Genomic DNA, 12,965 nt, shown 5'->3' with positions numbered 1-12,965 from the left:
ACCACATCATCGATGTTCATGTTCTGTGCCCAAACGATCGCATAATATATCGACGGGAACTGCGGTAGCGAGCCAGGTCGAATCGGCACCGCACCAGCAAGTGCGATGCCCTTCTGACAATCATCCGCGACGTTTGCCGCGACGCCACGGCGCGTTGCTCTGCCAGTCGCCGGCCATGATGGAGCCATAAGGGCTGACCTCGTCGACGACTTCGGCGAGACCGCAATGCTCGAGCTTCAGGGGAAGCTTCATCCTCACGTAAAACCATCATTATTCGGAAATGGCTTTATATTAGAGCTATTTACCCAAAACTGGTCAAGGGGACCGGGGTTCGAATCCGTTCAACTGCAAGCTCGTGTAACCGTGGGGTGCGCGGTCCCTTCGAGAGTTCAAGAACTACCACCAGCGAACTCGACTGCTCGCAAGAAAGAAATTTCGGGCCCATCCCCGCTACTGGACCATGAAGCGCGAGCTAAACGGCAGGCTCGCTGCGCCAACAGCTTTCGGGGCCGCGGAGGCTCGGCCGACGACTGCATTTACTGACGGAATTTCTTGCCGGATCAATGCGCATAACTCCGCACAGATCTCGGTGGGCGCGAACGACGAGAGAACGATTGTCTTGAGTTCGATGAATTGCAGCAGCGATTGCGTCGAGTTGACGAGGCTCTTGGCACAGGCCTGTTGCCAGGCGGCAAGCGCCGGCCCGATGGCTGGCCAGGTGGGAGCCTGACCCCAGAGCGCATCCGCCACAGCATCGCCCGCCGGTAGGGCGCGCTCCAGCGCCAGCACGCCGACATCGTAGCTCAGCGGTGAATTGCCGTTGTAGATCTGATGGTTGAGCACGAGACGGCCATGCAGGCGGGCACCGAGATAGAAGAACAGGAAATCCTGCAATTGCCGCGCTTTGCCGAACAGGCTTTCGCCGCCGGCTGCCGCTGTTATGTCGTTCTGCACGAACACTGGTAGGCCGTGTACATTTTCCAGATACCGGTGCAGCACGTCATGGTCCGGGCCGGAATGGATCGGTGGTGTGGGCAGCGCAAGGCCGATACCGGCAATGCGCGCCTGGCGGCTTTCCGAAAGGCTGGCGATGGCCTGGTGGATTTCGAACGCCAGCGCTTCCGGCGCATCGAACGTATCGGCGGTCTTGTGCGGCATAACACGCTGATGCTGCACATTGCCGATGAAGTCGACAAGGACGATATGGGTATTGCGATAACCGACGCTGACGCCGACAGAAAAAGCGCCCTCGGAATTCAGCATCAGCGGCGTAGTCGGCGGGCCGACGCGGCCCTTCTGCGCTTCCCCGCGCACGACAAGACCTTCCTGTTCGAGCGAGCGCACGATGACGGAAATCGTTTGTGCCGAAAGGCCGGTCTTTTCACCGATTTCGAGCCGGGTCGTCGCCTCGTTCTGCAGGAGCAGCGAAAGGACCAGGCGTTCGTTGTGGCTGCGCACGCTCAGTGAGTTGAGACCGCTCGCGCGATCGGCAATGCGGAGGGGGTTGGGCGGCGCGAAACGCATATCAGGCAAAGGCGCGATCCTCCCCACAAAGGCCGACCATCAGGGGGCAGGACTTATGCATCGGCCCACCCGATTGCCAGAACTTCCTGCGCCAGTGCTTCGCCAAGCTGGCGGTGCGCTTCCTCGTCGATATGGAAGCCATCGGCCGGTGAACATTGGCAGACCGTGTCGGCGTCGAAGAAGTGCGCCTCTAGCGAATCCGCCATGATCTCGAATTCCAGCGCCAGCTTGCGGGATTTTTCCTGTGCGCCGGAGAATATCGATTCCCATTCACGCAGGTCATCCAGCATCGGCGGCGGGGCGACGATCATGATCTCCGGGTCGTGGCCGGCAGGCCCCGGCGAGAGTTCGCGAATATCATGCACGAGGCAGCCGATGCCCATGGCAACCTCCGAGGGCGGCATGTTGAAGCGCCGCTTCAGGTCGTTCGTGCCGAGCATGATGATGATGAGATCGAGCGGCGTGTGGCTCTGCAGGCAGGGCCGCAGATAGGTACGGCCGTTCTTCAGCGCGCCCTCGATCGGATCGTCGTGAACGGTCGTGCGGCCGCTCAAACCCTCCTCAATGACCTGCCAGCCGGGGCCGAGCAGGCTCTCCAGCACGCCGCCCCAGCGCTGCTCGCGGCGGTAGCGCTCAAGCGGCCCGCGGCCGGGAATCTGGCCATGGGTGTTGGAATCCCCGAAGCAAAGAACGGTCCGCGTCACTGTCTCCTCCGCCGGGTCGTATGTCCGCTTTTCGGGTTCAGATTTCGCATTCGGTGGGGCGATTTGCAAGGACCATCTATTATTCATTCAGTCTGAATAACTATTGACAGCCAGATGCGCCAGTGATTTTGTGTCGCCCGGAGGAGAGTTTCAGGTCGTTGCAAGGCTGTGCACGAGCGCCGGACATGGGTCGCGGGCTGTCGCTGCCGCATGCCCTACGGCCGGCGAAATCCTTCGTTGGACGCCTACTTTGGAGGAGAAGTATGAGCAGCATCATCAAGAAAATCGGCCTGTCGGTTCTTTTGGCCGGCGTGGTCTTCGCAACGAACAGCTTTGCGCAGGAGGTGCCGCTGCTCGAGGGCGTCACGACCCGTGCGGAAAACAATCCCACGGTGGAAGAAGGCAAATACAAGAAGGATGCACCCTGGGTCATCGGAATGAGCAGTTTTGGCGTCAACGCCAACACGTGGACCGTGCAGGTGGCGCATGAAGCGCAGGCCGCAGCCAATAATGACAAGCGCATTACAAAATTCATCCTGCTCGATGCTGGCTTCGACCAGAAGAAGCAGGTCGCCGACATCGAGGACCTGATCGCCCAGAAGGTGGATGCGATCATCGTCCAGCCCGTCACGTCGACTTCGGCCAATGCCAGCATCGAGAAGGCCGTCGCGGCGGGCATTCCGGTCGTGCTGCACACCGGCCGGATCGAATCGGAGGCCTATACGACGGAAATCCAGGGTGGTGCCGAGCATTTCGGCAAGGTCATGGGTGACTTCCTCGTCAAGGAACTCGGCGGCAAGGGCAACATCTGGGTGCTGCGCGGCCTCGCCGGCCATCCAGAAGATACCAACCGCTACAATGGCCTCAAGCAGTCGCTCGAAGGCACTGAGATCAAGATTGCTGCCGAGGAGCACGGCGACTGGCAATACGACAAGGCCAAGAAGGTCTGCGAGACCCTCTACCTCAATGACCCGAATGTCGGCGGCATTTGGTCATCGGGTGCGGACATGACACGCGCCTGCGTCGACGTCTTCAAGCAGTTCGGCTCCCCCATCCCGCCGATCTCGGGCGAAGGCAATAACGGCTTCTTCGGTCAGTGGATTGCCGACGGCTTCAAATCGATTTCGTCGGAATATAGCCCCGCGCAGGGCGCGGCCGGCATCCGCGCCGCTGTCGCACTGCTCGAAGGCAAGGCGCTCCACAAGCACTATGACTACAACCCGCCGGGCTGGGACCTCGAAAAGGCCAATAAATACTACCGCGACGACCTGTCGGCCAATGTCTGGTGGCCATCGGAACTCTCCGAAGAACAGCTGAAAGAATTCTACGCCAAGCAGTAAGGCGGACCACGCCGGGGGGCGGCGCGTGCCTGCCTCCCGTCATCGGGGCAGAGGAAGTCCATGTCGCATCTTATTGAAATGGCCGGGATATCGAAAGCGTTCGGCGGCAGTGCCGCGCTTCGGAACGTATCGCTGGCGCTGACGCCGGGAACCGTGCACGCCCTGATGGGCGAAAACGGTGCGGGAAAATCGACGCTGATGAAAATTCTCGCAGGCGTGCATCAGCCCGATAGCGGCGAGATCCGCCGCGCCGGCCGGACCGCCAGCTTCGCCAATCCGCGCGCGGCCTTGGAAGCCGGGATATCCACGGTCTTCCAGGAGCTTTCGCTGCTTCCGAACATGACGATTGCGGAGAATATGTTCCTCGGCCGCGAGCCCCCGGGGCGGTTTGGCGGCATCAACCGGCGGCGAATGCGCGAGGAGACGAAGGGCGCGCTTGCGCGTCTTGGTCTCACGCTCGATCCCGATACGCTGGTCTCCGAACTTTCCATCGCCGAACGGCAATTCGTCGAGATTGCCCATGGCATCGACGCGGATGCCGACGTTTTCATCCTCGATGAGCCGACCGCAGCGCTCAATGCGGCGGATGTCGATGTGCTCAACCGGCATATCCGGGCATTGCGCGAAGCCGGCAAGACCATCGTCTACATCTCCCATCGCATGGACGAGATTTTTGCAATCTGCGATGTGGTGACGGTGCTGAAGGATGGCCAGCTGGTCGGCACGCGGCCGCTCTCTGACATGACGCCGGCCTCGCTGATCGCGATGATGGTCGGGCGCGAGCTGGAGGATCTTTTCCCCGAGCGCGGCGAGGGAGAAGGCGGCGCCGCACTCTCCGTATCCGGCCTCATGCTTCACGCGGACGCCAAGCCCTTCTCCTTCACGGTGAAGAAGGGCGAGATCGTCGGCTTTGCCGGGCTCGAAGGGCAGGGGCAGCAAAAGGCGCTGAGGGCGCTGGTCGGGCAGTTTTCGCCGGCCGAAGGCACGGTTTCGCGCAGTGGAAACATCATCCGGCTTCCCGTGCCGAAGGAGAGCGGCGTGCGGCGCTGGCAGGCGCTCGGCGGTGCCTTCGTGCCGGAAGACCGCAAGGACGAGGGCCTGTTCCTCGAGCACTCCGTCGGCCAGAACATCGTGGCGGCATTGCATGCCAGCCGTCCGGCCTTGAAGGCCGCAAAGCGCTACGGCGCGGTGATAGCGGAAACGATGCGGCGGCTGAACGTCAAGGCGTCGGGGCCGTCCGCCACGGTCGGCGCGCTCTCCGGTGGTAACCAGCAGAAGGTGCTGCTCGGGCGCTATCTCGCCACCGATGCCGACCTGCTGCTCATCGAGGAGCCAACGCGCGGCGTCGATGTCGGCGCCAAGGCAGAAATCTACCGGATCCTGCGGGACTTCGCGAAATCGGGCGGCGCGGTGCTCGTCCTGTCGCGCGAGACGGTCGAGCTGATCGGCCTCTGCGACCGCCTATACGTGATCCACGGCAATACGATTGTATCGGAAATGCGCGCTGCGGAAGCAACCGAGCACGGCATTCTCGATGTGGCGCTGAGCGCATGACGGACGGAAAAGCCAGATGACACCTTCTTCTTCCATCCTTGGAAAATTGCTAACCGGTTGCGGCAGCCGGCAAGGCCTCTGGCTGCTGCCGCTCGTCATCGCCCTTGCCATGGCACTCTGGCTCGCCGCGACGACCAGCCAGTTCGGCCAGTGGGGCAACCTTGCCAATCTCGTCGCGCAGGGCATGCCGCTGCTGATCACAGCGGCCGGTCAGATGTTCGTCGTGCTTGTCGGCGGACTTGACCTCTCCATCGGCTCGGTCGTCAGCTTCACCACGGCGATCCTCGCGCTCGACCTGCCAGGCTATGTCACCATTCCCGGTGTCTTTCTGCTTGCCGGCCTGATCGGCGCCACCAACGGCTACTGCGTCACCCGGCTCAACGTGCATCCGATCGTCGCGACGCTCTCCATGCAATACGTCGTGCTCGGCATCACCCGCGTGCTGCGTCCGGTCTCCGGCGGTACGGTACCCGAGGGCGTGCGTTGGCTGGTCGAGGGTTCGCTCCTCGGTCTGCCGCTGCCGGTCTTGTGGGGCATAGTCACGATCCTTGCCGCCTGGAAGCTGCTCTATGGGTCGCGCTATGGTCTGCATCTCTTCGCCATCGGCGGCGGCAGGGCCTCGGGCTCGGACGATGCGGCGCGCAATTTCGGCATTCCCGCGAACCGCAATATTCTGCTTGCCTATGTGATCTGCTCGCTGTTTGCCGCCCTTGCCGGCGTGTTCCTTGCCGGCCGCATCCTCTCCGGCGATCCGAATGTCGGCCTGCTGATGGAGCTCGATGCCATCACGGCGGTTGCCATCGGCGGCACGCAGCTTTCCGGCGGCGTCGGCAGCCTGCACGGCACGGTCATCGGCGTCGCGGTTCTGGCATTGCTCTCAAACGGCATGAACCTGCTCAACGTCACGCCTTTCGTGCAGACGGCGATCAAGGGCGTCTTGCTCATGGCGGTCGTGGCACTCCAGTCGCGCAAGAGGATCGGACTCTGATCATGTCGGCTCTCGTCAACTCGACCCTCTTCCGGCGCGTTTCCAAAGTTCCGCCGTCCTATTATCTGCTCGTAGTGCTGCTGGTGATCCTCTTCGTCGCCCGCCCGCAGATGCTGAACGCCAATGTGCTTGGCGTCTTCGTGCGCCAGGTCGTGCCGCTCGGCATTCTCGTCCTTGGCCAGCTCCTGGTCATGCGGGTGAAGTCAATCGACCTTTCGGGCGGCGGGGTGATCCTACTCATCAATTACTGCATCTCGTCCGGCATCTTTCCCGGCGCCTCGCTCGGCTTCTATGTCGTGCTGGCACTTGCGATCGGCCTTGCCATCGGCCTGTTCAATGGCCTGATGGTTGCCAAGCGCCGGGTGTCCGCGGTCATCGTCACGCTGGCGCTGTCCATCGTGCTCGTCGGCTTTGTGCAATATCTTTCGAGCGGCAAACCGCCGGGCGACGTGCCGAAGATCTTTGCCGAGCTGTTCAATACCCGCTTCATCGGTCTGCCGAGCCCGGCCCTCTTCTGGATTGCGCTCACCGCGCTGATGGCGCTGTTCCTGTCGCAGACCGTCTTCGGCCGCTTCGTCGCCGCCGTTGGGGAAAGCATGCCGGCCGCGCATTTTTCCGGCGTGCCGGTGGAGCGTACGGTCATCCTTGCCCATACGCTCGCCGGCCTGATGGCAGCCATCGCAGCGCTCGTCCAGACGGCCTCCATTGCGGTCGGCAGCGTGCGCGTCGGGCTCGACCTGCCGATCCTGTCGGTCGCCGCGACTATTCTCGGTGGCGTGGTCTTCGGGCGAGGTGAGGGCGGCGTCTGGGGTCCGTTCTTTGGCGTGCTCTGCTTCGCCTTCCTCTTCGTCGTGATGACGATGTTCGGCGTGGGTGACGCGGGAAAACTCGTTGCGCAGGGCCTGATCATCCTGTTTGCGGCCATCTTCTACGGCCTTCGCGCCGGCAAGTGACATCAACAGCCATTCAAGGAGGACTAGATGGCCGAAAAGCGCTCGATCCTGTGCTTTGGAGATTCTTTGACCTGGGGCTGGATCCCCGTGAAGGAATCCGCTCCCACACTGCGCTACCCCTACGAACAGCGCTGGACCGGTGCCATGGCCGCCAAGCTGGGGGATGGCTACCATATCATCGAGGAGGGCCTCAGCGCCCGCACCACCAGTCTCGACGATCCGAACGATCCGCGGCTGAACGGCAGCGCCTACTTGCCCTCGGCGCTCGCCAGCCACCTGCCGCTCGACCTCGTTATCATCATGCTCGGCACAAACGATACGAAATCCTATTTCCATCGCACGCCCTATGAGATCGCCAATGGCATGGGCAAGCTGGTCGGTCAGGTGTTGACCTCGGCCGGCGGGGTCGGCACGCCCTATCCGGCTCCGAAGGTGCTCGTCGTCGCCCCGCCGCCGCTCGCGCCGATGACCGATCCGTGGTTCGAAGGCATGTTCGGCGGCGGCTACGAGAAGTCGAAACAGCTCGCTGGCCTCTACAAGGCCCTCGCCGACTTCACCAAGGTCGACTTCCTGGCGGCCGGCGATCACGTCGAAACGGACGGCGTGGACGGCATCCATTTCTCCGCCGACACCAACATTAAGCTCGGACACGCCATCGCGGACAAGGTCGTGGCGCTGTTCTGAGCGATGCCACTCCGGCGTCTCCCGTGCCGGAGTGGCACCCCGCATTTCGAACGCATTGTCCTCGCGCCGCGCAACGCTCGACGGGCTGGGCGTGATCATGCTCGCCGATTGGCTGGTCAACCGAAACATCAAAGATCACGCCTTGGTCGATGTCTTTCCCGACCTCGAGGTAACTGCCACAGGCTTCGCAGCGGGGATATGGGCACTATACCCGAGCAAGGCCTTCCTACCGCAGCGCGTCCGGTCGCCATTGATTGCCTCTGAGAGGTGGCAATGCGCATCTGTCACAGTAATTCCGCAGCGCAGCCCGCAGCAGCTCCAGCTAGCTCTGAATTCGATGCTCGCAGCCTTCGCCGCACGAACCCGACCGCCAAGCTCAATATCGCCACGACGGAACAGAACCGGGAACGGTTCTGGAAGTTGGCGCAGCAGATGGGGATCACATCAGGCGACGAGATAGTTTCTGCCCTGATGGACGCCTAGGAGCGCGATGCCATGAGGGGAGGGGACCGATAAGCGGTCGCCCCTGCATCCAACCATTCCGGCCGGAGGAGATGGAGCCGTGAAAGCGCAACGGGATACGGCGGGCCGTCGCGGTATCCCCCTTTGCCTCTGCCTTGCTTTATAGGACGGATGGCTGGCAGGGCGCGCGCCAGCCGCAGCATCGTCGCCCTAAAAATTTCCCCGGCCTTCGCCCTCCTCGCGCGACATTTTGAGGGCTATGATGCCCTCCATTGCATTTCGGCCCTACGGGTGCACCCGTCGCTTTTCGCCCTGTCTCTTGAGCCCCCGTCAGCAAGACGAGGCAAAGGAGATAACCATGAGCGAAGGCCGCACAGATACCTATCAGCGCATCACCGACACCATCGTTTCCGCCTTTGAGGCCGGAACCCGGCCAAAGGCTATACCGTCTTCAATCTCTCGCAGATCGATGGCCTGCCCGAAGCCTTCTACGCCTCGCCGATGCCCATGCTGGAGGACCGACGCATGGAGCGAGCCGCTGTTATCCAGCATCAGGGCGATCGAGCCTGCTACATTCCCGCGCTCGATCTAATCAAGATGCCGCCGTTTTCAGCTTTCGAAAGCCCCGAGGCGTACTATTCGACGCTCTTTCACGAGACAGCTCATAATGCCGACATCCAGGTTATGCCGGCACCTGTTCCTGTGAACTGGAAAACAGTCGCCTCCGGCTCAAAGGTGTCGGCATAATCTTGGGGGCTGGCGACACCTAACACGAGCTAACTACTGCGCTGAGGCGTCTCAGGTCACGTCTAGATTTGGATCAGACCGCTGTCGTTAAAGGCTTTCAGAGAACGCCTTGCAATGGAGGAAGCAAAGCTTATTGCCCTCAGGATCACGAACGTATGCGGCATAAAAATCTTCGCTGTAGATGGGACGATCGCCGGGTTCTCCCTCGTCCAAGCCGCCATTCGAAAGTGCGGTGCGCCATGCCCGATTTACAGCATCCCGTGAACTGCACATGAAGCTAATTTGAACCCCGTTCCCCGCGGAGGCAGGCTCGCCATTGAAGGGCGCACGAAGCGCAAACTGCGGCCACCTTTGCCCGTCCCTCTGCCAGATAATGCCTGCGGGCCCAACGGATTGGAGCAGGGTTGTTCGCTCCAAGCCGGCATGGGAAAGGACCACATCATAGAACGCGACCATCCGCTCCAAGTCGTTCGCGCCAATCATGATATGACTGAACATATTTTGCCTCCCTTTGATGCTCTCAAACAATGGCCGGAGTTTGCTTCGCCGTTGACAGCGCTTGTAGAGAGAAGCTTTAGGGTATCCGCAACGCGCCAATCCGACATGCAAGGCAATCGGCCTAACTTGTGTGGCGCAACGCTGCGCCACACAAGATGATCCTGCGCTACTTTCCCGCCGCTTGGGCAGCATACACGTAGCTGTCGTAGCTGTATTCGGCAACGCGGAACCACTCGAAGGACTCGTCACGGAATTTCTTCCAGGCCGGATAGATCTTCGCCCAAGCAGGGTGCTTCTCGGTGTATTCGGCATAGAGCTCAAAGGTCGCCTTAAAGGCGGCGTCCATCACGTCGCGCGGCATCGGGCGAAGGTTGACGCCCTTGCCGACCAGGGAGCGGATCGCCGTCGTGTTCTTCACGTCGTAGAGCGCCTGCATGTTGATGTTGGCAGCCTTGCAGGCCGTGTCGAGCGCGACCTTGTAGGCCTCGGGCAGCGCTTTGTACTGCGCCTCGTTGATGAAGAAGTGGATGGTCAGCCCGCCCTCCCAATAGGCCGGGTAGTAGTAGTAAGGAGCGATCTGGTAGAAGCCGAGGCGCTCGTCGTCATAGGGGCCGACCCATTCGGCGGCATCGATCGTCCCGCGTTCAAGCGCCGGATAGATGTCGCCGCCCGGAAGCTGCTGCGGCACGACGCCAAGGCGCGACATGACCTCGCCGGCAACGCCGGCAATGCGCATCTTGATGCCCTTGAGGTCGTCCAGCGCCTTGATCTCATTGCGGAACCAGCCACCCATCTGGGCGCCGGTGCCGCCGCCGGGCTTGCCTACGATGCCGTATTCCTTCAGGAACTCGTCATAAAGCTCGTTGCCGCCGCCGTGATAGAGCCAGGCATTCTGCTGGCGGGCGTTGAGGCCGAAGGGGATGGTCGAGCCGATCGCGAAGGTCGGGTTCTTACCGGTGAAATAGTAGCCGCAGGTATGGGCGATTTCCACGGTGTTGCTCTGCACAGCGTCGATCGCCTGGGGGCCTGGCACCAGTTCGCCGGCCTGGAAGACCTGGATCTGGAATTTGCCCTCGGTCATCTTCGACAGCGCTTCCGCCATGACGACGGCGCCGCCATAGATGGTGTCGAGATTGTTCGGGAAGCCGGACGTCAGGCGCCATTTCAGGGTCGGGAGTTCCTGGGCGATTGCAGGTGCCGCGAGCGATGCCCCGGCGACCGCTGCCGCGCCGCCGAGCGCGCCCTTGGCCAGAAAGTTGCGGCGGTTCAAAAAGTCAGTCATCGTATCCTCCTCAGGTGGCTGCGTGTCCGGCCGGCGCGGATGGCCAACCGGGACCGTTGGTTGTGGTCAGTTGGACTGGGCGGGCTGGCCGAAGCTTGGCTGCGGCGAACCGAATTCCGGTGCTTGCGCTCCGAAGGACGGCATCGAACTGTCATCAGACGATTCCGGGGCGCCGAAGGGCTGCGTCGGCGTTCCGAACGGGTTTTCACCCTCGGCACCGGGCATCGGCACATTCAGCTGGATCGTTGCCGGATCGACCGCCGCCTGACCGGACTTGTAGTGGGTGACGAGACCCGGGAATGCCACGACCATCGCGACCATGAACAGTTGGATCCCTAGGAACGGCAGGGCGCCCATGTAGATCTGGCCCGAGGTCACCGGCTGGATCGACGCGCCGGTCACCCTGTCCTTGTAGGCCCGGCTGGGTGCAACGGAGCGCAGGTAGAACAGCGAGAAGCCGAAGGGCGGATGCATGAACGAGGTCTGCATGTTGATCGCCAGCATCACGCCGAACCAGACGAGGTCGATGCCGAGCGCATCGGCGACCGGCGCTAGCAGCGGGATGATGATGAAGGCCAGCTCGAAATAATCGAGGAAGAAGGCCAGGAAGAACACCAGCAGGTTGGCAACGATGAGGAAGCCGATTTCCCCGCCGGGGATCGAGGTCATCAGGTGCTCGACCCAGATATGTCCGTCGACGCCGTAGAAGGTCAGCGAGAAGACGCGCGCGCCGAGCAGGATAAAAATCACGAAGGACGACAGTTTTGCCGTGGCATAGAGCGCCGACCTCATCATGGAGAGATCGAGGCGGCGGTTGGATGCGGCCAGGGCGAGCGCGCCGACGGCTCCCATCGCGCCGCCTTCGGTGGGCGTCGCAAGGCCGATGAAGATCGTGCCGAGCACCAGGAAGATCAGAACGAGCGGCGGCACCAGCGAGGTCACCACCTTGCGGCCAAGCTTCCACCCGCGCAGCGTTCGGGCCTCCGGCGGCAACGCCGGAACGCTGGCGGGCTGTAGGTAGGACATGAGAATGATGTAACCGGCATAGATCGCAACGAGCAGCAGGCCGGGCACCAGCGCGCCCTTGTACATGTCGCCGACCGAGCGGCCGAGCTGGTCGGCGAGGATGATCAGCACGAGCGACGGTGGGATGATCTGTGCGAGCGTTCCCGACGCCGCGATCGTGCCGGCCGCCACGCGCCGGTCGTAGCCGTAGCGCAGCATGATCGGCAGGGAGATCAGGCCCATCGAGATGACCGAGGCCGCGACGACGCCAGTGGTCGCCGCAAGGATCGCGCCGACGAAGATGACCGCGAAGGCAAGCCCACCGCGGATCGGGCCGAACAGCTGGCCGATCGTATCGAGCAGGTCCTCCGCCATGCCACTTCGTTCCAGGATCAGCCCCATGAAGGTGAAGAACGGAATGGCAAGCAGGGTTTCGTTCGACATTTGCCCGAAGATGCGGTCGGGCACGGCGCCGAACAGGTTGATCGGCAGCAGACCCATTTCGATGCCGATGAAGCCGAAGACAAAGCCGACGAAGGCCAGTGCGAAGGCGACGGGATAGCCCATCAGCAGCACGACGACCAGCGACAAGAACATGATGGGCGCGAGATTTTCGGCGAAGAAAGCAAACATGGGATCGGTTCCTGGCGTTAGAGCGTCTGGGCTTCGGCGTCGGCAAGTGCCGTCGCGTCGGGCATGTCGCCGCGCAGAATCGCCACGCGCTTGATGAGCTCGGAGACACCCTGCAAGGTTAGTAGGCCGAAGCCGATGGGGATCAGCGCCCAGACCGGCCAGAGAAGCAGGCCGCCGGTGTTGTTCGACACCTCACCGCTCAGGAACTTCGACACCACGATCGGCCAGGAGAGATAGATGGTGACGAGGCAGAAAGGGAACAGGAAGAAGATCGTGCCGAGAATCTCGACCCAGAGCTGAGCCTTGCGCGGCATGTGGCCGTAAACGAGGTCGACCTTCACATGTTCGCTGCTAAGCAGGGTATAGGCCGCCGCGATCAGGAAGACCGCGGAAAACAGGTACCACTGCGCTTCGAGCCACGCATTGGAGCTCAGGTTGAAGAGCTTGCGCGTGACGGCGTTGACGGCACTGATCAGCACCGCGGCAAGCAGCAGCCACGACACCGATTTTCCAATAAACGTGTTGAGCGCGTCGATGACGCGCGACAGCGACAAAAGGCCGGACATGATGAATTCCTCCCCAGCCGGCACC

General features: G+C 62.0%; 14 protein-coding genes. 7 read left to right on the top strand and 7 right to left on the bottom strand.

The window, feature by feature from the left end; all coding sequences use genetic code 11:
* Nucleotides 1-120 precede the first annotated feature (120 nt).
* The 3 genes from M1D34_RS29800 to M1D34_RS29790 form a co-directional block, all read right to left on the bottom strand.
* Nucleotides 121-258 (bottom strand): hypothetical protein, encoded by a 138-nt coding sequence (locus M1D34_RS29800; protein WP_498786282.1) that lies wholly within the window; start codon nt 256-258, stop codon nt 121-123.
* Nucleotides 259-450: 192 nt separating this feature from the next.
* On the bottom strand, nt 451-1,524 hold the full coding sequence (locus M1D34_RS29795) for an ROK family transcriptional regulator (RefSeq protein ID WP_498786186.1): 1,074 nt from the start codon (nt 1,522-1,524) through the stop codon (nt 451-453).
* 53 nt (nt 1,525-1,577) lie between these two features.
* Nucleotides 1,578-2,228, bottom strand: coding sequence for an SGNH/GDSL hydrolase family protein (locus M1D34_RS29790; RefSeq protein WP_498784790.1), 651 nt, complete (start codon nt 2,226-2,228; stop codon nt 1,578-1,580).
* A 263-nt stretch (nt 2,229-2,491) separates the two neighbouring features.
* On the opposite strand from M1D34_RS29790, the gene M1D34_RS29785 reads away from it, so the two are divergent.
* The 7 genes from M1D34_RS29785 to M1D34_RS29755 all read left to right on the top strand — a co-directional run bounded on the left by M1D34_RS29785 (nt 2,492) and on the right by M1D34_RS29755 (nt 8,956).
* Complete coding sequence (locus tag M1D34_RS29785; protein WP_498784788.1) at nt 2,492-3,568, top strand: ABC transporter substrate-binding protein; 1,077 nt, start codon at nt 2,492-2,494, stop codon at nt 3,566-3,568.
* Nucleotides 3,569-3,628: 60 nt separating this feature from the next.
* Complete coding sequence (locus tag M1D34_RS29780; protein ID WP_498784786.1) at nt 3,629-5,122, top strand: sugar ABC transporter ATP-binding protein; 1,494 nt, start codon at nt 3,629-3,631, stop codon at nt 5,120-5,122.
* Between the two features lie 16 nt (nt 5,123-5,138).
* Entirely contained in the window at nt 5,139-6,110 is a 972-nt protein-coding gene (locus M1D34_RS29775) for an ABC transporter permease (RefSeq protein WP_498784785.1), read from the top strand.
* Between the two features lie 2 nt (nt 6,111-6,112).
* Complete coding sequence (locus M1D34_RS29770; RefSeq protein ID WP_498784783.1) at nt 6,113-7,063, top strand: ABC transporter permease; 951 nt, start codon at nt 6,113-6,115, stop codon at nt 7,061-7,063.
* A gap of 27 nt (nt 7,064-7,090) precedes the next feature.
* Nucleotides 7,091-7,747 carry an SGNH/GDSL hydrolase family protein gene (locus M1D34_RS29765; RefSeq protein ID WP_498784781.1) on the top strand — a complete coding sequence of 219 codons (657 nt, stop codon included), beginning with the start codon at nt 7,091-7,093 and terminating at the stop codon, nt 7,745-7,747.
* A 273-nt stretch (nt 7,748-8,020) separates the two neighbouring features.
* Nucleotides 8,021-8,230, top strand: coding sequence for a hypothetical protein (locus M1D34_RS29760; RefSeq protein WP_498784779.1), 210 nt, complete (start codon nt 8,021-8,023; stop codon nt 8,228-8,230).
* Nucleotides 8,231-8,734: 504 nt separating this feature from the next.
* Nucleotides 8,735-8,956: a zincin-like metallopeptidase domain-containing protein gene (locus M1D34_RS29755; protein WP_498784777.1), complete on the top strand. Its 222-nt coding sequence runs from the start codon at nt 8,735-8,737 to the stop codon at nt 8,954-8,956.
* A gap of 87 nt (nt 8,957-9,043) precedes the next feature.
* On the opposite strand, the gene M1D34_RS29750 is transcribed toward M1D34_RS29755, so the two are convergent.
* The 4 genes from M1D34_RS29750 to M1D34_RS29735 all read right to left on the bottom strand — a co-directional run bounded on the left by M1D34_RS29750 (nt 9,044) and on the right by M1D34_RS29735 (nt 12,940).
* Complete coding sequence (locus tag M1D34_RS29750) at nt 9,044-9,454, bottom strand: VOC family protein (protein WP_498784775.1); 411 nt, start codon at nt 9,452-9,454, stop codon at nt 9,044-9,046.
* A gap of 166 nt (nt 9,455-9,620) precedes the next feature.
* Nucleotides 9,621-10,736: a TRAP transporter substrate-binding protein gene (locus M1D34_RS29745; RefSeq protein WP_498784773.1), complete on the bottom strand. Its 1,116-nt coding sequence runs from the start codon at nt 10,734-10,736 to the stop codon at nt 9,621-9,623.
* A gap of 66 nt (nt 10,737-10,802) precedes the next feature.
* Nucleotides 10,803-12,374 (bottom strand): TRAP transporter large permease, encoded by a 1,572-nt coding sequence (locus tag M1D34_RS29740; protein ID WP_498784771.1) that lies wholly within the window; start codon nt 12,372-12,374, stop codon nt 10,803-10,805.
* A gap of 17 nt (nt 12,375-12,391) precedes the next feature.
* On the bottom strand, nt 12,392-12,940 hold the full coding sequence (locus M1D34_RS29735; protein ID WP_498784769.1) for a TRAP transporter small permease subunit: 549 nt from the start codon (nt 12,938-12,940) through the stop codon (nt 12,392-12,394).
* Nucleotides 12,941-12,965: the final 25 nt, after the last annotated feature.

The sequence above is a fragment of the Ensifer sp. D2-11 genome (assembly GCF_054161295.1).
The sequence above is the reverse complement of the archived record's forward strand: the minus strand, read 5'-3'. Positions and strand labels throughout refer to the sequence as shown.

Coding starts and splice junctions, on each gene's coding strand:
- M1D34_RS29740 (WP_498784771.1), bottom strand. CDS start 12,374: ATGTTTGCTTTCTTCGCCGAAAATCTCGCGCCCATCATGTTCTTGTCG.
- M1D34_RS29755 (WP_498784777.1), top strand. CDS start 8,735: ATGGAGCGAGCCGCTGTTATCCAGCATCAGGGCGATCGAGCCTGCTAC.
- M1D34_RS29765 (WP_498784781.1), top strand. CDS start 7,091: ATGGCCGAAAAGCGCTCGATCCTGTGCTTTGGAGATTCTTTGACCTGG.
- M1D34_RS29770 (WP_498784783.1), top strand. CDS start 6,113: ATGTCGGCTCTCGTCAACTCGACCCTCTTCCGGCGCGTTTCCAAAGTT.
- M1D34_RS29780 (WP_498784786.1), top strand. CDS start 3,629: ATGTCGCATCTTATTGAAATGGCCGGGATATCGAAAGCGTTCGGCGGC.
- M1D34_RS29760 (WP_498784779.1), top strand. CDS start 8,021: ATGCGCATCTGTCACAGTAATTCCGCAGCGCAGCCCGCAGCAGCTCCA.
- M1D34_RS29735 (WP_498784769.1), bottom strand. CDS start 12,940: ATGTCCGGCCTTTTGTCGCTGTCGCGCGTCATCGACGCGCTCAACACG.
- M1D34_RS29745 (WP_498784773.1), bottom strand. CDS start 10,736: ATGACTGACTTTTTGAACCGCCGCAACTTTCTGGCCAAGGGCGCGCTC.
- M1D34_RS29795 (WP_498786186.1), bottom strand. CDS start 1,524: ATGCGTTTCGCGCCGCCCAACCCCCTCCGCATTGCCGATCGCGCGAGC.
- M1D34_RS29785 (WP_498784788.1), top strand. CDS start 2,492: ATGAGCAGCATCATCAAGAAAATCGGCCTGTCGGTTCTTTTGGCCGGC.
- M1D34_RS29775 (WP_498784785.1), top strand. CDS start 5,139: ATGACACCTTCTTCTTCCATCCTTGGAAAATTGCTAACCGGTTGCGGC.
- M1D34_RS29750 (WP_498784775.1), bottom strand. CDS start 9,454: ATGTTCAGTCATATCATGATTGGCGCGAACGACTTGGAGCGGATGGTC.